The 18,308-nt window shown below is 44.0% G+C and carries 22 protein-coding genes; 8 read left to right on the top strand and 14 right to left on the bottom strand.

From position 1 onward, the window contains the following. Positions 1–120 precede the first annotated feature (120 nt). Both FZF08_RS25025 and FZF08_RS25020 read left to right on the top strand, forming a co-directional pair. Positions 121–1,158, top strand: a complete 1,038-nt coding sequence (locus tag FZF08_RS25025; protein WP_159475202.1) for a hypothetical protein — start codon at positions 121–123, stop codon at positions 1,156–1,158. A 31-nt stretch (positions 1,159–1,189) separates the two neighbouring features. Continuing rightward, positions 1,190–1,363 (top strand): hypothetical protein, encoded by a 174-nt coding sequence (locus tag FZF08_RS25020; RefSeq protein WP_159475198.1) that lies wholly within the window; start codon positions 1,190–1,192, stop codon positions 1,361–1,363. A gap of 111 nt (positions 1,364–1,474) precedes the next feature. Here the strand turns inward: FZF08_RS25020 and FZF08_RS25015 are convergent, their stop codons facing one another. From FZF08_RS25015 to FZF08_RS24950, 14 genes are all read right to left on the bottom strand, one after another. Further along, positions 1,475–2,077 (bottom strand): hypothetical protein, encoded by a 603-nt coding sequence (locus FZF08_RS25015; RefSeq protein WP_159475195.1) that lies wholly within the window; start codon positions 2,075–2,077, stop codon positions 1,475–1,477. Positions 2,078–2,082: 5 nt separating this feature from the next. Next, on the bottom strand, positions 2,083–2,445 hold the full coding sequence (locus FZF08_RS25010; protein ID WP_159475192.1) for a hypothetical protein: 363 nt from the start codon (positions 2,443–2,445) through the stop codon (positions 2,083–2,085). Between the two features lie 103 nt (positions 2,446–2,548). Continuing rightward, positions 2,549–2,725: a hypothetical protein gene (locus FZF08_RS25005; protein ID WP_159475189.1), complete on the bottom strand. Its 177-nt coding sequence runs from the start codon at positions 2,723–2,725 to the stop codon at positions 2,549–2,551. A 234-nt stretch (positions 2,726–2,959) separates the two neighbouring features. Next, positions 2,960–5,116: a molybdopterin cofactor-binding domain-containing protein gene (locus FZF08_RS25000; RefSeq protein WP_159475186.1), complete on the bottom strand. Its 2,157-nt coding sequence runs from the start codon at positions 5,114–5,116 to the stop codon at positions 2,960–2,962. A 6-nt stretch (positions 5,117–5,122) separates the two neighbouring features. Further along, complete coding sequence (locus FZF08_RS24995; RefSeq protein WP_159475183.1) at positions 5,123–5,773, bottom strand: hypothetical protein; 651 nt, start codon at positions 5,771–5,773, stop codon at positions 5,123–5,125. Positions 5,774–5,797: 24 nt separating this feature from the next. Further along, on the bottom strand, positions 5,798–6,277 hold the full coding sequence (locus tag FZF08_RS24990; protein WP_159475180.1) for a (2Fe-2S)-binding protein: 480 nt from the start codon (positions 6,275–6,277) through the stop codon (positions 5,798–5,800). Positions 6,278–6,495: 218 nt separating this feature from the next. Next, entirely contained in the window at positions 6,496–6,897 is a 402-nt protein-coding gene (locus FZF08_RS24985) for a cupin domain-containing protein (protein WP_159475177.1), read from the bottom strand. 185 nt (positions 6,898–7,082) lie between these two features. Further along, on the bottom strand, positions 7,083–7,583 hold the full coding sequence (locus FZF08_RS24980) for a cupin domain-containing protein (RefSeq protein WP_159475174.1): 501 nt from the start codon (positions 7,581–7,583) through the stop codon (positions 7,083–7,085). 340 nt (positions 7,584–7,923) lie between these two features. Then, positions 7,924–8,424, bottom strand: coding sequence for a cyclophilin-like fold protein (locus FZF08_RS24975; protein WP_159475171.1), 501 nt, complete (start codon positions 8,422–8,424; stop codon positions 7,924–7,926). A 41-nt stretch (positions 8,425–8,465) separates the two neighbouring features. After that, the gene (locus FZF08_RS24970) at positions 8,466–9,557 is read right to left on the bottom strand and encodes an alpha/beta hydrolase (protein ID WP_159475169.1); all 1,092 of its coding nucleotides are present in this window, start codon (positions 9,555–9,557) and stop codon (positions 8,466–8,468) included. Positions 9,558–9,718: 161 nt separating this feature from the next. Continuing rightward, entirely contained in the window at positions 9,719–10,933 is a 1,215-nt protein-coding gene (locus FZF08_RS24965; RefSeq protein WP_159475167.1) for an MFS transporter, read from the bottom strand. A 129-nt stretch (positions 10,934–11,062) separates the two neighbouring features. Further along, complete coding sequence (locus tag FZF08_RS24960) at positions 11,063–11,602, bottom strand: hypothetical protein (RefSeq protein ID WP_159475165.1); 540 nt, start codon at positions 11,600–11,602, stop codon at positions 11,063–11,065. A 93-nt stretch (positions 11,603–11,695) separates the two neighbouring features. After that, positions 11,696–12,574 (bottom strand): AraC family transcriptional regulator, encoded by an 879-nt coding sequence (locus FZF08_RS24955; protein ID WP_159475163.1) that lies wholly within the window; start codon positions 12,572–12,574, stop codon positions 11,696–11,698. Positions 12,575–13,023: 449 nt separating this feature from the next. After that, positions 13,024–13,329, bottom strand: a complete 306-nt coding sequence (locus tag FZF08_RS24950) for a hypothetical protein (protein ID WP_159475161.1) — start codon at positions 13,327–13,329, stop codon at positions 13,024–13,026. Positions 13,330–13,800: 471 nt separating this feature from the next. On the opposite strand from FZF08_RS24950, the gene FZF08_RS24945 reads away from it, so the two are divergent. The 6 genes from FZF08_RS24945 (at position 13,801) to FZF08_RS24925 (ending at position 18,238) form a co-directional block, all read left to right on the top strand. After that, the gene (locus FZF08_RS24945) at positions 13,801–14,799 is read left to right on the top strand and encodes a helix-turn-helix transcriptional regulator (protein ID WP_159475160.1); all 999 of its coding nucleotides are present in this window, start codon (positions 13,801–13,803) and stop codon (positions 14,797–14,799) included. Between the two features lie 76 nt (positions 14,800–14,875). Next, the gene (locus FZF08_RS24940; protein WP_159475159.1) at positions 14,876–15,943 is read left to right on the top strand and encodes an alkene reductase; all 1,068 of its coding nucleotides are present in this window, start codon (positions 14,876–14,878) and stop codon (positions 15,941–15,943) included. Positions 15,944–15,987: 44 nt separating this feature from the next. Next, positions 15,988–16,479, top strand: a complete 492-nt coding sequence (locus FZF08_RS24935; protein WP_159475157.1) for a cupin domain-containing protein — start codon at positions 15,988–15,990, stop codon at positions 16,477–16,479. 70 nt (positions 16,480–16,549) lie between these two features. Continuing rightward, positions 16,550–17,059, top strand: coding sequence for an alpha/beta hydrolase fold domain-containing protein (locus tag FZF08_RS24930; RefSeq protein ID WP_200837163.1), 510 nt, complete (start codon positions 16,550–16,552; stop codon positions 17,057–17,059). Next, on the top strand, positions 16,984–17,292 hold the full coding sequence (locus FZF08_RS32105; RefSeq protein ID WP_255463700.1) for an alpha/beta hydrolase: 309 nt from the start codon (positions 16,984–16,986) through the stop codon (positions 17,290–17,292). Before FZF08_RS24930 ends, FZF08_RS32105 begins: the two co-directional genes overlap by 76 nt. 1 nt (position 17,293) lies before the next feature. Continuing rightward, positions 17,294–18,238: an NAD(P)-dependent alcohol dehydrogenase gene (locus FZF08_RS24925; protein ID WP_159475155.1), complete on the top strand. Its 945-nt coding sequence runs from the start codon at positions 17,294–17,296 to the stop codon at positions 18,236–18,238. Positions 18,239–18,308: the final 70 nt, after the last annotated feature.

The following is an 18,308-nucleotide window of genomic DNA, read 5'->3' as shown; positions in this document are numbered from 1 at the left end:
AGTCAGAAATAAGGTACGGTTAAAGTGTTCCAAAGCCAGACACTTAATCATGATGTTGGCTGTTGGATTGCACAACCTTAGAAATAAATTCAGAAAGCCAATAATAAATCATTCGTGATATTGTCTAATACATATCATGATATTGAATATGCCAAGCTGTTTATTTTTGACAATAAGAATATTCTTAATATAGAAAAGGATCGCCGATTTTTTCTTAATATGGGTCACTGCTTTCATGAGCTTTGGAACAAAAGTATAAATACAATAGCATCTACGATTGACCGAGATTTCTCATTTCTTCCAAGAGTAAATGAGTGGCGAAGTGGCTTTGAGGACTTAGAAAACCGCAAAATAGATGGATTTTATATTGATTCAACTATGCCATATTCGCCAATTGGGATTCGAGCTATTTTTGAAGGACAAGCCTCCTTTAATCAGATGCAGTATCTAACCTTAACCTTAGACGAGGATTTAACTTATTTCGATTTCAAGGATCAAGGAATGCTATACGGTATCTATTTAGAAGCTTTTGAGCTGTTCCTTCAAATTACCGAATTTGAAGAGCCTTTAAGCTTGTTGGAGCCTGTTGTAGGTTTGTTTCTAGTTCTCTGTGACATTGCAATTAATCCCACAAATGGATTCCCATTGCATTTATTAGTTGAATCTAAGAAAAAAAACGATCCAGGAATTCGATTTACCAATCTATGCCTAGCAATTCGCAAAAGTGAGGAAGATTTTTTAAGTATGATAAAAGACTATTCCAAAGAAGAGTATATAGAACTTGAAAATATTCTATCTAGTAAAATCGAATGTGTATCGTCATATAATGCAATAAGATATGTAATGGATTGGTCTAAAAATGATGCTATTTCTAAATTATTGAAAGAAGAGGAAATGCATTCCTACACAAATTACAATTTTCCTATTCGTGTTCTATTTTCGAAATTTTTACGTTTTCAAGAAGATAAACATACCTATCCAAATGTCTTTTGTTGGTTCGGAATTTATGGCTCTTCACGAGGGAAAAATATTGACTTCGATATTGTCAATTCTCTATTCTATAAGCATCATGCCATGTTTATAGACGACTACGACGATGAGATTAAGCCAGTAACATTCGAAGGCAAGGACGGAAAAATCCATTGCCCAAACATTTAACGGATTCTATCAATACTCAATTCTTTTCGATATGGTTCTTAAATGGGTAACTGAAGAAGGAGAATTCTCTTATGACTATAAATGGCTTTCAAACAAACCAAGAAATGAATTAATATCTGGTATCAGCGAAGATTTTAAACAGATGTTTGGTATATATCCAGATGAATTAAAAATTTTAAAGGATGACCTAACAGAAGTCATATAATGCCCTATCGGCATTCATAAATTTGTTAAATATACTTTTGAAAATGGAAAGTGCGAAGAATAGTGATTAAGAAATAAACTTCAGTTTGGCGTAAGTCCACTCAATTGAAGACTAAGTTGCGTTTTTTGCATTATCAAACCACAAGACGTCCGATAAGTATTTTAGCCACGCGATAGCTTTTAAAAAATTAGTCTGATTTCCATAAGTAATATCTATGCCATGCATAATTGAATGCCTATTCAAATCACCTTCTTTTTTATCGTTTACACTTCGCCCGACGGGAGGTACCTTAGATATGGGACCGAGCAGCCAATTATTTTTATTCCCGGATTGATTCATCAGATAATGTGTAACATTAGGCTTCTGATGGCTCGATCGAAAAAAATCGTTAGAGGTAAAGTCGTTACATATCCCGTCGATTTGAGACAAAACACTAGATATTCCAGTATAATACATCTCCTGCTGGTAGCACTTTAAAATTTCGTCAAAAATGTGCGTTCGAGTCGAATGGCGTTTGCAAAAGGTTTCAAAGAGATCATCTATGCTGTTTTCAAATATCTGAGTCATATATTCATCGACCTCTATTTTTTTACCTGCTTCGAGCATATCAGCCAAATTCACAGCTTCGCCTGGTGTTACATCATAATCAAGTGGCCAGCCAGCATTGCTCATTAGTACAAGTGCATCTGGCAGCCTCTCAGATGTTCTTTTCATACTTTCTACCCATTCCGGAGGGAAAGAGCTAATATATTTCGACCGGGTACGAGAAAATCAGTTGATCGCCTGTTGATAGCCGAATATTTGGCCACTGCTTTGCCTAAGTCTTTAAGTACTTGGCCAGCGGAAAATGCGCCACTACCATACAGCTTCGCATCGTCCGATAGCATCGCGCTTGCCTGTTTATGACTATTCAGCAGATCTCTCATAAGTGATGGCTGGACCAATTCAAGATTGTTAATTCTTGTCTTTGCGGCAATATCGGCAAGGCGTTCTTTTAATTTTAGAAACTCTGTACTGTTTGCTGTCGCTGCCATCGCTGCCCTTACAGCAACGCCATGTTTCGGATTAATTTCCTTTTTCATATTTTTTAATTAACAAAGACCTCAGAGATAATGTTGCGTAAGAATTGGCGCCCCAACAGACAATATGTGCTCGGCATTGAGCCGCCTTCCTTAGTGGCTGCCCCTACATATCTAACACCTGAGGCAAGTTCGTATCTATCTGACCACTGTAAACTCCATCAATAGCCCAGTAAGGGGAAAGCTTATCACCAAGATACTGAAAATAAGTCAAATCCATAATCTCATTCTCATTCAGACCCGGAATGATCCAGGACAATGCCGCATCTCCTTTGCGTATCAAAAGTTGCCGTGGATCTCCAGAGGATCGGGTAAGACATGCGAAAAACGGCGAAGCAAAACACCGGAATTCAGAAAAAACTCATTCGTAGCGCTGATTTATTGATTCCTTAAAAAAAATGATACAAAAAAACGCCAGGATTTCCTGACGCTTCATCATGTACGGAGCTCTATAATTAATTCAAACCATTTTAAAAAATCCGAGTTTTGAAGCAAGTATTTTATTGACCCAACTAGTCTAAACAGTTTGCAAACTAAACGGCAGTCGCCTGATTCTTTTCCCTGTCAAGTCAAAAATGGCATTGGTCAAGGCAGGTGCAAATGCAGGCAAAGCCGGCTCTCCTACGCCACCAGCATCCTCATCATTTTCCATAATGTGAATGTCAATAGGCGGGATGTCGGTAATGCGTGGCATTTGATACGTGCTGAAATTGTTGTCTACTGCCATACCATCCTTGAATTTCACCTCGTGAATCGTAGCTGCACCAAGTGCCATAACGACAGAACCTTCGATCTGGGCACGGACTGTGTCTGGATTAACGTACCAGCCGCAATCCATCACCACCCATACCTGGTCGATTTTAACACCTCCATTAGGTGCCTTTGACACCTTTACTACGTGACCTACGGTACTTTCAAAACATTCTGTAATAGCAGTTCCAAACCCTTCATTTTTTTTCCGGTTCTGCCAGCCTGACACTTCCTCCATTTTGTCAATCAGCTTATGCAGACGCTCATCTTTCAAATACTCCCGTCTGAACTCCAGAGGATCTTTATTTGCCTCATGGGCCAATTCGTCTAAAAAACTTTCATAGGCAAAACCATTCGTCGAAGCATAAACGGACCGCCACCAAAGGATCGGAATCGGCGTTTCAAATGGCACATCCATGATCGCAAGGTTTTTGATTGAATCTGCATAAGGCTTCAAAAAACCTTCCGATGCACTTCCGTTCGGCACGTCTTTCTTGCCTCCAAACCAGTGCCCGGTGTTCTGTCCGGCCAGCTTTACTTTAAATGCATCGATCTTACCGTTGTTGACCACACCTTCACAACGGTACGTAATGCCAGGCCGAAATGGTCCCTGCGTAGCATCATCTTCCCTCGTCCAGACAACCTGCACGGGTGCTTTGATTGCTTTTGAGATAACTGCGGCCTCGTGCGGGTAATCCATAAATGCCTTCCGGCCAAAGCCTCCGCCCAAAAACGTCATGTTCACAACGATCTTTTCGCGTGGTATGGACATTTCCTTGCTGATAAAATCCTGCACCATTTCCGGTCCCTGGATCGGCCCCCAGATTTCGAGCTTATCATCCTGATAATGCGCAATGCAGTTCAAAGGCTCCATACAGGCGTGATACTGGTATGGTGTCTCGTAAATCACGTCAATTTTCTTGCTAGCCTTTGCAATAATTTCCGTAGGCTCACCTTGTTTTTTAAACACCAGACCTTCCTGCGTTTGCAAAGCTTCCAGCTGGCGTTTGTAAATATCTTCTGAACTCAAATGTTCAAAGCCCGTATCGTCCCACTCCACTTTCAGTGCTTTCTTCCCCTGAATTGCCGCCCAGGTAGAATCCGCAACCACAGCAACACCTTCGCGATAGGTACTGAAAACACCCATTTTCACTTTCACAACATGCCGGACACCAGGCACTTTACGTGCTGCTGTTTCATCAAAACTTTTAACCTTCCCGCGTAACCTCGGATTTCTTTCTACCGCCGCATACAGCATGCCGGGAATCTGTTTATCCAACCCAAAAACGGCGGAACCGTTGGTTTTGAGCGGCGTATCTAGCCGAAGCAGCGGCTTTCCTATGAGCTTATATTCAGACCGTTTTTTGAGCACAACATCCTTGGGGGCTTCCAGTTTGGATGCTGCTTCAACCAGTTCTCCATAATGCATTTTCCGGCCAGACGATTTGTGAAATACATGTCCGCCTTCAGCATAACACCCGGCTTTATCTACACTCCATTGCGTAGCAGCCGCCTGAATCAGCATTTCACGTGCGGTGGCACTTAGTTTCAAAAGGTTTTTATAGGAACCCCGAACTGTTGAGCTGCCACCCGTGATCTGGCTTCCATATTTTTTATTATCTCCCTGGGCGAAAGCGACATTGATTTCATTCAGATTTACTTCCAGTTCTTCGGCCACAATCTGCGGAACGGCCTGGTATGAACCCTGGCCCATTTCTGCGCGGTGGTCAAAAATGGTGACCTTGCCTGTTTTATCGATGTGTACCCAGGAATTCATTTCTATTCCGTAGCTTTCAGCTTCGGCTTTATTGATGATTTTCGCAGATTTCGCATTGACCGGCCAGTAAAATCCCAGCGAAAATACAGCGCCGGTAACTGCCGATGTTTTAAGAAAATTTCTTCTGGATAATGTTTGCTCGTCCACGGTGATTTAGTTTGAGGTTTTCTTAGGCGCATAAGCACCGTTTTTGATCCAGGTAATCCAGGCTTTTTTAAATTCTGCATGCGTTACCGGCGGCAACGTGCGGCCTTCGCCCGGGTTCCAGCCAGCGAGCACCAGTCCATCATCGGCGTGCTCGATCAGCTTTTGCATATCCTTATCTCCGTTTTGCTTTTTATCAACCAATTGTCTGGCCAGCTCGTGAGCGCTTTTACCCTGGAAAACCATTTTCATGGCTGCGGGTGGCAAATGCCAATCCGGGTTTCCGGGAGGTGTGTGCAAACCGGGCGTATTGGTTTCCTGATGACAGTTGGAGCACTTCATCGCATATACGCCTTTTCCATCAAGACCACGTTTTGGCCCCATGGCGTGTAAGTGGCTGTCGTCTCCTTGCAGCGGTACATCGCCTGCAGGATGACAGTTCATGCACCGGGGACTCATGAGCACTTTGTAAACCGTCTCAAAAGCTTTAACCGACGCAACGCTGTCACGAGCTATCGCGCTAATTTTGATTTCTTTTGCAGGTGCGTCTCTCCTAAATGCAGATGCTCCCACGGCAATGAGGAAGATGAGTATGGACAATATAGCGACTGTCTGATTTGAAACGAAAGATCTCGCCCTTTTTTTTGAATCCTGTTTCATGTAAGAAATTAAAAATGAATGGAATTAACCTTTTGTAGCAGTTTTTTTCTGCATATCGGCAGCGGCATGGATTGCCTTACGAATCCTCAGATACGTCCCGCAGCGGCAAATATTGCCAGCCATTCCATAATCAATATCCTGATCAGTAGGATTAGGATTTTCCCGCAGCAGTACCGCAGCTGACATGATCTGACCCGAATGACAGTAACCGCATTGCGGTACGTCTATCTCTTGCCAGGCGCGTTGAACGGGGTGATCATTTGCTTGAGACAAACCTTCAATCGTCACCACTTGCTTGCCGACTGCACGGCTCACTTTTGTGACGCAAGAACGGACTGCTTCTCCGTCCAAATGCACCACACAAGCGCCACATTGCGCTACGCCACAACCGTACTTGGTGCCTTTCAGGCCTGTCAGATCGCGAATTGCCCAGAGAAGCGGCATCTGCGGATCGGCTTCCATTGGAAACTCTTTTTTGTTAATGCTTAATGTAATTTTCGCCATGGTGCGTTTCGTGATTTATTTTCCGGTAGCAATTTGGGTGAAGCGTATGTCAAACGTGCCTACATACACAAAAACAAAAAGTAGCAGACTTTAAAGCCTGCTAATAAAGTTATGCCAAAGTAATCAGGATCAATCCAGTTCCGCTTATGATAATCAAAGGGTTCCTTATGATTACCAAACAGCCGCTTAGCGCCGTGCGCCAACTTCTATGGGTTTGATCATGCCCCGACAGTATAATCGGAATCTTGGACCTTTTCCATCCATTCCACAACTTTTCCGTCCAGTTGTTCCTGGATCGCAATATGTGTCATGGCGGTTGTAGCCGTTGCACCATGCCAATGCTTTTCTCCTGCATTAAACCAAACGACGTCACCAGGGAAAATCTGCTCCACTTTGCCACCTTCCCGCTGCACCCAACCGGCACCGGAGGTCACAAGGAGCGTTTGTCCCAGCGGATGGGTATGCCAGGCAGTACGAGCTCCTGGCTCAAAAGTGACACTTGCAGCCTGAGCCCGCCTGAACTCGTTTGGTTGAAACAATGCATCAATGCGAACCTTTCCTGTGAACCAATCTTCTGGGCCGACACTGGATGGCTGAGAACCTATTTTTGTAATTTCCATGATTTCTGATTTTTGTTAAAGTTTGTTTGATTCCTGCTATGCTGTTGGCAGTCATTTCAGATAATCTTTCCTGCACCTCAAAACAGTTGCCCTTTTTTTCTCATTTAGTAAAAAACAGACCTGAACGCCAGGCCTGCTTCTCAATCGTTCATCTAACTTAGGTTAAATTTTTTGGTACTGAAAAGTTATTTAAATGCACTGTATTCCTTGTCGTTAACTGGTTGCAGCCATTCAACAATCCCCTTTTCGGTATTTGGGATGATGTACATTTGGTGCAGACTACTCTTGGAAGTTGCGCCATGCCAATGCTCCACGTTTGGCGGGCATTTCACCACATCGCCTTTCTGCATTTTCTCTATCGGTTTTCCTTTTATCTGGTGATAGCCCTCGCCCGCCGTAATGATCAGGATCTGACCGGCTGGATGTTTATGCCAGTTGGACCTCGCCCCAGGTTCAAAAAATACGTTTCCTACGACTGTGTTATAAATTGAATCATTTGCTAATAGCCCATAATTGAAGGCTTTACCTGTAAAATTCGAGGCAGGCCCCTGTTCGCCTTTTGGAAAAATGGCATTTTGGGCATCTGCATTGGCTTTCGATTGCGAAAATCCCTGAAAAGTGATTAGTACAGTCACAGTAAAGGTCAATAAAACTTTTGTTGCAATGTTATTTCTGGTGGTTGTCATTTGTTGCTTGTTTGGTAGAGACATCATATTAAGCTGGATTTTTAAATAGAAAAATCTGAAATATATTTTGAACCTGGCTCCAGAGGAGCCGCCTGTTTATAGAAAAGTCCGACATGAATTTTAAAATAGGCTCCTGCGGAGCCACCTGCTATCTCGCACTCGAACGTGATGAGGAGGCTCCCCAGGAGCCCTCTGTATTGCCTGCGATCCTTCTATAAACAGGAAGCCCCTCCGGGGCGCATACTGGCTGGCCACTTCGTACCTAATTAACTTCATGTCTGATTAACCTCCTGTCTGATTAACATCGTGCATAATTAGTTGAAGATAATTATCCAATGTCCTACTCCAATTCAAAACGCACAGAAACCGAACCATTACCGACAGCCGCAGCAAGACCCGATGGATTGTCTATTTTCCCAAGCCTGGTATAGCTGTACGAAGTAGGAAATGACTCGTAAAAGAGCACCAGTGTGGTGGAGCCGTAAAGCATCAGATCGCCGGTTGCGATGTTGCGCGGATTGGAAGCATTGGTTGGTAAGGCACTGCTGAAATTGTAAAGCTTTTCATTACCGTTCAACTCGGTCATGTTCACCGTCATCGGCAGCCTAGCCTTGAAAGCCGCAACTGTGGGGTTTGAAACCAGCGTGGCGTTGAATGTTCTTGTGCCAATTGTGATTTTCAACCGGTTGCTGGAAGAGTCCACATCCGGGCTATCGGTACCAGGATTTTCCTGCCCGGGATCGTTATTGCTATTTGGGTCCATGCTACCGTCCGAATTACATGCCATGATCGCCAGAATAAATACCAGCAAAGGATACAGGATTACTTTTGATTGTTTCATGTGCTGTGTTAATTATGTTTTGATTCAAAAAAATTACACCATTATTTTCTTTCCGGCAGCAGTCCAACTGTGCCATCCGTTTTAGACTGGAGGTTCTGTTTAAAGAAGGATTCCAGTTTGTCCCAGGGGATTAGATTTACCCGGTCATACAGATCGACGTGTCCCGCACCGGGTACAATCACAAGTTCCTTCGGCTGTCCGGCAAGCTTATAGGCATCCTGGCTGAATTCAATGGAATGTGCATTTTCACCCGCAATGAAAAGCATTGGGCGCGGTGAAATCGTCTCGATATCATTGAAGGGATAAAAGTTCATAAACTTGGTATTGGTCGCAAGCGTCGGGTGTGTGGTCTGTTTTGGACTGGATCTTTTTGGCGTATATTCCCCGCGGCTTGTGCGGTAAAAATCATAAAACTCCCGTTCAATAGCGTTCGAAGTTTTGGTCAGCTCATCAACCGTTCCGCCGGTAAGCTTTGGCTCGCTGCCTGCGAATTCTGCATAGCGCTGCCGGGCAGCATCGGCAATATTTTTTTTGCGTTGATCCAGGGTCAATGAATGATTGAGCGCATTGCGGTTAACCGCTCCCATGTCGTACATACTAACAGTTGCGATTGCTTTCATGCGTGGGTCAATCTTGGCCGCACTGATCACAAAACTTCCGCTCCCGCAAATCCCCAGCACACCAATCCGCTCCCGGTCCACGAACGCCTGCGTACCCAGGTAATCCAACGCAGCACTAAAATCTTCCGCATAAATATCCGGCGCGACTGCATTTCGAGGCTCTCCCTCGCTCTCTCCCCAAAATGACAGGTCCAGCGATAAAGTAACGAAACCTTTTTCAGCCATTTTAGTAGCATACAGATTTGCACTTTGCTCCTTGACAGCCCCCATCGGGTGACCGACAATAATCGCGGCAGTTTTGGTTTTTTGATCGAGGTCTTTGGGGATAAATAGATTCCCGGCCACCTTCATGTTGTACTGATTTTTGAAAGTGACCTTTTTAATTATTACTTTATCACTTTTGTAAAAATTATCGGCTCCATTGGAGAGGTCCTGGGCCATTGCGCTTTTGCTGTTAATTATCATTGCTATGAGGGTTACGGCAATGCTGCCGAGCCATTTTAGATTATTCATTTGATATACTGTTGATTGATTTCAATTCTATTATTCTAAAAACTTAACGTTTCAAAATTAGTCTGGCATTACGGATTGCGCCCAATAGATATCAAGCGATATGTTATGAATATCAAACAAGTCTGATATGAATGATCGGTCGGGTGTATCTGGTCTGCAAATTATAAATGCACCATGCCGCCGGTTGCCGGATCAGCCTTCCATACCCGCCCTTTCATGGCCCGTCCTATTGCCCATGCAGCGCAAAGCCAAACCAGACTTCCAAGCCCGAATGTGCCTTCAATCCCAACGTAGTCGAATACCAGCCCGCCCAGGCCTGCACCCAGCGTAATGGCGAGTTGGGTTGTGGCCACAAGGACGCTGCCACCACTTTCGGCTTCATCGGGAACTGCAAGGGTAATCCAGGTCGGCCAGCCCACCTGGACACTTCCGAATGCAAAGCCCCAAACCGCGATAAAAAGCGACGCAAGGATCACATTACCTCCCAGAAAAATGAGCAGGGCAGTAACAATGGACATCGCAAAAGACATCGCCACCATGGTGAACGAAAGATTTTTGTCAATCATAAACCGGGCAATGATGGCTCCAAAGAAGTTGGCGGCACCGTAGAACAAGAGAATGATTGTCAGAATGGCCACCGGCGCATGTGTAATGTTTTCCAGAAAAGGCCGCAGATAGGTAAAGAAAATGGCATAACCCGCAAATGAAAATGTAACACCCAGCATTCCCTTTTTCACATGCTCACGCCTGAATACCGAAACCAATGTATACAACTGCGAAGGGCTGCTTGGCGGCATCGGCGGGAGTACGAGGGCCTGCCAAACCAGCGCAATAAGACCAATGCCGGATACCAGCAAAAATACATTACGCCAGCCGATGGTTCCATCCAGAAAACTGCCCAGGGGCGCAGCAAGTACGGTAGCAAAAGAAACAGCCGCAAAAACGATGGAGAGGGCTTTCGAGATCAGATGCTGTGGAACCAGCCGCATCGTTGTAGCTGTGGACATGGCCCAAAAACCGCCTACTGCAACACCGAGCAACACCCTGCCAGCCATGAGTACAGCAAAAGAGGAGGCCTGTGAAACAAGAATATTTGAAATGATCTGTAACACCGAAAATGATAACAGCACCCACCGCCTGTCAATTTTCTTGGTCAGTATTGCGGTAAATAAACTGGAAAACATGGCAATTAATGCCGTAACCGAGATCGCCTGCCCGGCCATTCCTTCCGTCACATGAAGGTCACGTGCGATCGGGGTCAGGATACTTACAGGAAGGAATTCGGATGTGATCAGTCCGGCTACTGCAAGTGCTATGGAATAGACCGCAATCCATCTTGGCTCCCGGACTGTTGTGATTGATTTTTCTTCTTTCATGGTGATAAAACGAATGATTAGAATGTTGCAAAATTACTTCGCTGATCACAATTTGTGATAATGATTACCAAACCATAGGTTATGGATATCAAACAATACGGACCGATGCAGGAATAAGATGACTAAGATTTAATTGAGATGGAAAGGCTGGTAACCTGGGATGTTCGCAGTCGTTTTTTTAAGAACCTCGTGGAGTATAAGGTTCATATAATTGCAGAACAGCTCGTGGCTGAACATATAGGACGTATCCTGTTCCTGAATAATCTGCTCAAACACACTTGCGATGAAGTTGTTCTGTTTGCTATCCAGACGAAAAAATACTGGTCCCGAGGTAGCTGCAAATGCCATCAATTTGCGATAAGTATTTGAACACAATTCAGATTTAAGCAATTCCCTGGAAAAAAGACAGGCAAAACTTAGATCAGCGCCCGGAACCTCATTCAGGGAGTAAGGTGCTAGCGGCTCGAAAAACAGGATAGGCTCATTGATATGAATTATTTTTCCGCTGGCGTGAATATGGGCTTTGCCGGCAATAAGGTAAATTTTGGCGAAATCCCTGCGCGTGTAGGTCGACTGAATATCCAACCCCAAATCTGTTTTGTAAACCTTAAAACGTTTTTGCCTGGTATTGCCGGCACTCTCCGGAACTGAAGTGTTGCAATTTCTCATAACTGGATTGTAACTCGTTGGACCTCTTTTTTACAAAGGTAGCGCCGGGTTACAATCCTGTAATGATGATAATCAAACCAATTATTATGGAAATCACGCAGTTTGCATCCGCACCGAGGATGGCACAGTACCGGTGAGTCTTTTGAAATAGTTGTTAAAGTAGGCAGGGTACTCAAACCCAAGCGCATAGCCAATTTCAGCAATAGTCCAATCCGTATGGATTAAAAGCGCCTTTGCCTCCATAATGATCCTTTCTGCGATGTGGGCACTGGTGGGCTTACCTGTGATTTCTTTCACCGAGCGGTTCAAATGATTAACATGCACTGACAGCCTGTTGGCAAATTCCTGTGCAGTTTTAAACTGCATGGGCTGGTCTATACTTTCGATGGGAAACTGTCTTTCCAGAAGGTCAAAAAACAGTGAGGCTGTACGCTCAGCCGCATTTTTATGTTTATAAAAATTTTCGGCAGGCTGCATTTTCAATGCTTCGTGAATCAGCAGGCTAATGTAGTTGCGCATCAGATCTTGCTTAAACATATAACCTGTGGCATCTTCGGCAATCATTTTCTGAAATATCGTGGCAATGAAGTTCCGCTGCTCCTCAGATAATGTAAAGATGGGCGTCCCTCCTATTTTGAATAATGGACTTTCCTGTAGGCTTTCCGAACGTTCATTGACCTTTAAAAAGCTTTCCGAAAACAAACAGGTGTACCCTGTATATTCCTCCGAAATGATTTCCCAGGAGTATGGAATATGCGGATTACCAAAGAATAAGGTCTTGGCATCGATTTCAATTCCACGGTCTGCATACTGAACAAGACTACAACCTGTAACGAGGCAGATTTTATAGAAATCTTTCCGGTTGTAGGTTCTGACTACATTTTCACCTGCCTTAATCTCAAAAACCTTGAATCCCTGGCTTCTGAGTTCAGCACCAAATTCAGAAATAGATGCAATGTTACGATCTTTCATGGTTATGTATTATGATTATCAAACAGAAATGTTCAACAGCTTAGGTTGTAACGGTAAAACTCGTCTGTTTGATATTCATAATCAAATGTTATATTTCCTTTTTGCGAAAAACACGCCAACAATTGACTTGATTATATTTTCCGTGAATTTCTTCCCGGCTTCAACAGGATTGATTTACCCTTCCAAAAGAAGTTCCCCGAAGTTTTTTCAGGAAGATTGATCTCTGCTTGCAGGGTACCTTGCATTACTTTACAGCGCACGGAGATTGTGCCATTCGGGTGTGGCATCTAGCCGCTGATGTCTGTGACTGAACCCAGATGAGGTGTAATTTTTACTTTTGCAAAACCGGCCTCATCACTGTCAATGCCCAAAATCGTCCTATAAAATTCGATGTTAGGGCTAGATCCCCACGCATGGCAATCAGAGCGGGACGTACTTAAATCCGAAGTCTATGCCCATGTAGTAAGGCCAAGCGCAATATTCTCCCGCCATTTCCCCATCCAGCTCATATAGTCATTGCCCAGTCCAGCTTTGGTAAGTGCCTGGTGCAGGTAAAATTTGAAGTAAATCGACGCGGGCGCAAGACTTGTATCAGCGAGCATTTTGGTCGCCAACGGTTTTGCCCGATCAGAATTTATAACGCCTGACAGGATTGCCAGCGAATTAGCATGCTGAGAATAATTATCTTTTTCAGGCGTGTTGGCAAAAAGCCCTTTGCCAGCATCCCAGTATTTTGTTTGAATCGTCTTTTTCATCTGTACTGCACGGCTTCTTTAACGGGAGGCCAGTTCTTTCAACCCCAGGTTCTCTTCCAAATCTGCTGCGAGCTGATTTATTGGCGTAAGCTTCCACCCCAATGAGGCCATACAGTTCTACCAAAAACACCTTTCAAAAGCCGTGGCGCTATGGCCTCACTGGGCCACTAGGCACACCGAATGAATGTGGTGTACCCCCTCACTGTTTTATGGCTTGTACTAGTCATTGATTGCCACGGAGAAATTGACCACTTTTTACCTGATTTCGTTTCTTACACCTTTGCATGCGAGACAGTGTGCGCTAATATTTCCGTAATTATAAGGATTGAAACAATTATTTGATAAGTTTTTCAACTACTATATCTTTGTGAAACAGAGTATTGACAGAAATTTTTAGTCAATTAACCCGGGTCAAAGAATAACTTAATACACAATTGCCGGTATTATTAAAAAGAAAATATATTTTTAGGGATGACTTTTGAATTTATAGTGGAGCCAGGCTTTGATTTTGTAAAAAGCTTTGGCGAAAGGTTCAATATCCCAGTTTTTAATAATGGCTTGAAAATCCCTGCAAACTTGGGTGTAGGCCACATCAAAATGGTTGAAGTGGAACCAGGCTTTAAACTCGTGCTGCACCACTATACATTGAAGGAGGACTTTCATCTAAAACGTAAGTCGCCCCCGGCAGACAGTGAATTGATATCCATCGTATTCAACAGTACCGAAATACCTGTGGCTTTTACCCATGACAGGGAAAGTGCCTTGCAATTTTTAAAAACCAATGGATCGTCCATTCAAATTGCCGCTACTGCCCTTGCTACCGAAACTTTTTTTCCCGCTAATGTTGAGGTGTATTTTGGCGTGATTGGCGTCAGCAGGCAAGTGCTTTCTTCCCTGTTGCGCGCAGGCAGCAAAATAAACGGCCCTTTGGAAACGATTCTGCACGGCGACAGCCAGTTCTTTTATCACGAAAAGATGAATCCGGAAGTAGCGCGGGTGTTGAAGCAGGTCTCTGAGATAAATCAGCAGGATCAATTGAGTGACCTGCTTTACAGCATAAAAGCGAACGAATTGATATACCTGCTATTTGACAGATTACTGGGCAGGACTGCCGAAAAACAAAGCCCTGTAAATAAATCGGACATTGATAAACTCTATGTGATCAGGACGGCCATCCTTGCGGACATGAGCCAACCACCACAGCTTAGCGCCCTGGCCAAAATGGCAGGCATGAGCGAAACAAAAATGAAGCAGTTATTTAAGCAGATCTTTGGAGATACCGTTTATAACTATTATCAGAACGAAAGGATGCAGGAAGCCGTCTTTTTACTTAAACACGCGCGCTATTCTGTTTCCGAAACGGGTTACCGACTTGGATTTAGTAACCTTAGCCACTTTTCAAGGCTTTTTGAAAAGCACTATGGTATTACCCCTAAAAAGTACACGCTGTCGGATAGGACTATTTTATAGTCGTTGAGTGGTATTTTAAGCTTACGGAGGCAGCTAGATTTGTACTGTCATAACAAACCAATTTGACAGCTACAAAATGAAAAAGATATTGACACCCTATAGCAAAAACGGGTTCGCTTTAAAGAACCACATTGTAATGGCCCCCATGACCAGGAGCCGTGCCATCGGCAACATCCCCAATGATCTGATGACAACCTATTACGGGCAACGCGCCGGGGCAGGTTTAATTATAACCGAAGGTACAGCCCCAACTCCCGAAGCCTTGGGCTATCCTCGGATACCGGGCATCTTCAGCAAGCCGCAAATCGCAGGTTGGAAAAAGATTACCGCAAGGGTACACCAGGACGGCAGTAAGATATTTTTACAACTTATGCATACCGGCCGAATTGGCCATATGGATAATTTATCGGAAGGGGCCATTTTACTGGGTGCTTCGGATATTAAAGCTGCTGGGCAGATCTATACCGATTCCATAGGCATGCAGGATCATTCGGAACCAATATCCTTGACCACTACGGGCGTAAAAACAATTGTTGACGGCTATGTTTCAGCTGCAAAAAACGCCATGGAAGCGGGTTTTGATGGAGTTGAGTTGCACGCGGCAAACGGTTATTTGCTCGAACAGTTTTTAAATCCGAATGTAAATAACCGCACCGATGAATACGGCGGAAGCATAACAAACCGGGCAAGGCTAACTGTTGAAGTGGCCGAAAAAGTGGTCGGAGCAATAGGCAAACAAAAGGTGGGTATCAGGTTTTCGCCTTTTTCAACCCTGGGCGACCTGCAAGCTTACGATGCCAATAAGGTTCATGAAACGTATGATTACCTGGCGAAAGTAATGGACGGGCTCGATATTCAATACATACATATCTCCGCAAACCCGGCCATTCCTCAAAAAACATTTGACGCTATCAGGGCTGGATTTTCCAACACCATTATTTTATGTAACGGGCTGACCGCAGAAACCGCCGAAGAGCAGTTGCATAAAGGTTTTGCAGATATTGTGGCATTTGGAAGAAGTTTTTTATCAACTCCGGATTTCGTAAACCGCATTGAAAAAGATGCATTGTTAAATCAAATAGATGTCAGCACGCTGTATACACCCGGTGAAAAGGGTTACATCGATTACCCTGCGCTGCAATAAATATTCTTAAACATATTGAATGATTAACACAAAAACTACCTATCATGATAGACAACATTATTGCCGTGAACGAGAATCAGGGTGAAAACCTTTCGGTTGTAGGAGATAATTACCGCATCGTTATCTCTGGTAAACAAACCCAGGGAGCTTATGCCGTAATTGACATGCTTGTGCCGCCGGGTGGCGGCCCTGGTCCGCATGCCCATGCAGATATACAGGAGATGTTTTATGTGGTAGCAGGTGAGATTGAATTTAAAACCGAAGCCGGCCACTATACTGCAAAACAAGGTTCATTTGTAAATATCCCTCAGGGCGGTGAGGTGCATTGTTTTAAGAATAACAGCAAAGAAATGGCGCACTTGTTATGTACTGTGATCCCGGCCGGACTGGATACGTTTTTTGAAGAAATAGGCACTCGGGTTGAAGCAGGTACGTTTTTACCTCCTGAGGTTTGGGGCGAGGATGATTTAAAAAGGATCATACAGCTTGCCGAAAAGCACGGACAAAAGCTGTACCCGCCAGACTTCCTGGATTAACCTTTCTCTGAACCGTCAAATTTAAAATATCAAAAAGTAACAAACGGCACTCTCAAAAGAAGAACCGGATATGATCTCGTTTGCAGCACAAATGGGTTATGACAAGCTCAACCAGTTTCCCCAAGGCACAAACCAGAGAAAGATGAAGTATGCACCGGCAAACCCTGATCCTATATCGATGGGAAAGATGATCAACATGGAAATCACGTCTGCAAGTATCCAGATCAGGCTCAACATCCCGCAAGGTGATGGCCCTGTTCCTGTTGTGGCTTATTTCCATGGCGGGGGATTTACGCTGATGAGCATTGATACCCATGATGATATGTGCCGTCACCTTTGTTCAAAATCCGGGTGTATTGTCATCTCGGTGGAATACAGGCTGGCATCTGAAAACCCTTATCCGAAAGGCCTGGAAGATTGTGTGGCGGCCACCGAATGGCTGATCGAACATGCAATGGATTTTAACGGACTGTGCAATCAGCCAGCGGTAGCGCCGGTGGATATATGGCATTATATACCGCTCAAAAAAGAACTGCGTCAGGGATTAAGTCGCGGGCACAGTTTGCAGCTTACCCGGTAATTTTAAGGGCAACCGATTTTTCAGACCTGCCGGATGCCTTGATCATGACCGCAAATTACCATCCGCTCAAAGATGAAGGAAAAGCTTATACAGATAAGCTGCAAAGCTTTGGCGTAAAAACAAGCTACCAAAATTACGAAAACGTCCATGGCTTTTTGGGTCTGGGAAAAATGGGCGAAGAAGTCCTGGAAACGGCAAGCAATTTTTTAAAAGAAAAACTCAAAGTGCATTAAGATGAAAAAAGTGAGCTATCAGAAATATGGCGGGGTAAATGAACTTGAAATAACCGAAACCCCAATTCCGGAAATTACGGAGACAACCGTATTGGTCAAAGTCAAGGCAGTCTCTATAAACCCGCTCGACTGGAAGATCCTGGCAGGCGAAATGAAACTGATGTCGGGCTCCAAATTCCCAAAAGGAATTGGTATTGATTTTTCAGGCGTAGTGGAAGCTGTCGGAAGCTCCATTTCCCGGTTTAAAAAAGGGGACGCAGTTTTAGGGTCGGTTGACCAGTTTAAAGGCGGCGCATTAGCAGAATACGTACTTGTTACTGAAAAAGATATTACCATTAAACCCGAAACGATATCTTTTGAAAAAGCGGCCGCGATACCCGTTGTGGGTTTTGCTGCACTGCAAATATTTAACAAGGTGATTACCGTCAATAAAGGGACTGAGGTGCTTATAAACGGGGCCACGGGAGGCATTGGCATGTTTGCTACCCAAATAGCTAAAACAAAAGGCGCAATCCTAACCGCTGTTGTGAGTGAAAAAGGAATGGATTTGGCAAAAAAATGGGGAAGCGATTTTGTGATCAATTATCAGAAAGAAAATATTCTGGCAGGTGAAAAACTATATGATGTGGTAATCGATCTGTCCGGTCAGATCCCCTTTGACAAGGCCAGGGCGATCATGAAGGCCAGGGCTACGTATGTCAATACGATCCCCGGCCCTAAACAAATCATCGAGTCATTTTTACATAACCTTTTTTCAAAGCAGAAATATAAGGTATTGCTTTCGAAGCCCTCGGTGGCTGACCTGCATACACTTGTGAACAATGTGAATGAGGGTATGGATGTCGTCATCGCAAAAACGTATAGAATGGATGATTTTAAAGAAGCCTATAAAGAAGTGCCCAGAGGAGGCATTTTAGGTAAAGCAGTTTTCATCCTGGGGGAGTAATATAAGGCCAGGTTAAAGGAATCAACTTATCTTGTTTTGACTGGTCTCGCTTATAGATTTGCAGCAGCAC

This window comes from Dyadobacter sp. 3J3 (genome assembly GCF_009801115.1).
Classification (GTDB): domain Bacteria; phylum Bacteroidota; class Bacteroidia; order Cytophagales; family Spirosomataceae; genus Dyadobacter.
This window is presented reverse-complemented; position numbering and strand designations above follow the sequence as displayed.

What these genes read in the sequence shown, in the direction of transcription:
- FZF08_RS24970 (WP_159475169.1), bottom strand. Translation starts at nt 9,557, where the DNA reads ATGAATAATCTAAAATGGCTCGGCAGCATTGCCGTAACCCTCATAGCA.
- FZF08_RS24925 (WP_159475155.1), top strand. Translation starts at nt 17,294, where the DNA reads ATGAAAAAAGTGAGCTATCAGAAATATGGCGGGGTAAATGAACTTGAA.
- FZF08_RS24990 (WP_159475180.1), bottom strand. Translation starts at nt 6,277, where the DNA reads ATGGCGAAAATTACATTAAGCATTAACAAAAAAGAGTTTCCAATGGAA.
- FZF08_RS32105 (WP_255463700.1), top strand. Translation starts at nt 16,984, where the DNA reads ATGGCATTATATACCGCTCAAAAAAGAACTGCGTCAGGGATTAAGTCG.
- FZF08_RS25020 (WP_159475198.1), top strand. Translation starts at nt 1,190, where the DNA reads ATGGTTCTTAAATGGGTAACTGAAGAAGGAGAATTCTCTTATGACTAT.
- FZF08_RS24935 (WP_159475157.1), top strand. Translation starts at nt 15,988, where the DNA reads ATGATAGACAACATTATTGCCGTGAACGAGAATCAGGGTGAAAACCTT.
- FZF08_RS24950 (WP_159475161.1), bottom strand. Translation starts at nt 13,329, where the DNA reads ATGAAAAAGACGATTCAAACAAAATACTGGGATGCTGGCAAAGGGCTT.
- FZF08_RS24965 (WP_159475167.1), bottom strand. Translation starts at nt 10,933, where the DNA reads ATGAAAGAAGAAAAATCAATCACAACAGTCCGGGAGCCAAGATGGATT.
- FZF08_RS24945 (WP_159475160.1), top strand. Translation starts at nt 13,801, where the DNA reads ATGACTTTTGAATTTATAGTGGAGCCAGGCTTTGATTTTGTAAAAAGC.
- FZF08_RS24940 (WP_159475159.1), top strand. Translation starts at nt 14,876, where the DNA reads ATGAAAAAGATATTGACACCCTATAGCAAAAACGGGTTCGCTTTAAAG.
- FZF08_RS25015 (WP_159475195.1), bottom strand. Translation starts at nt 2,077, where the DNA reads ATGAAAAGAACATCTGAGAGGCTGCCAGATGCACTTGTACTAATGAGC.
- FZF08_RS24980 (WP_159475174.1), bottom strand. Translation starts at nt 7,583, where the DNA reads ATGACAACCACCAGAAATAACATTGCAACAAAAGTTTTATTGACCTTT.
- FZF08_RS24960 (WP_159475165.1), bottom strand. Translation starts at nt 11,602, where the DNA reads ATGAGAAATTGCAACACTTCAGTTCCGGAGAGTGCCGGCAATACCAGG.
- FZF08_RS24995 (WP_159475183.1), bottom strand. Translation starts at nt 5,773, where the DNA reads ATGAAACAGGATTCAAAAAAAAGGGCGAGATCTTTCGTTTCAAATCAG.
- FZF08_RS24975 (WP_159475171.1), bottom strand. Translation starts at nt 8,424, where the DNA reads ATGAAACAATCAAAAGTAATCCTGTATCCTTTGCTGGTATTTATTCTG.
- FZF08_RS24955 (WP_159475163.1), bottom strand. Translation starts at nt 12,574, where the DNA reads ATGAAAGATCGTAACATTGCATCTATTTCTGAATTTGGTGCTGAACTC.
- FZF08_RS24985 (WP_159475177.1), bottom strand. Translation starts at nt 6,897, where the DNA reads ATGGAAATTACAAAAATAGGTTCTCAGCCATCCAGTGTCGGCCCAGAA.
- FZF08_RS24930 (WP_200837163.1), top strand. Translation starts at nt 16,550, where the DNA reads ATGATCTCGTTTGCAGCACAAATGGGTTATGACAAGCTCAACCAGTTT.
- FZF08_RS25010 (WP_159475192.1), bottom strand. Translation starts at nt 2,445, where the DNA reads ATGAAAAAGGAAATTAATCCGAAACATGGCGTTGCTGTAAGGGCAGCG.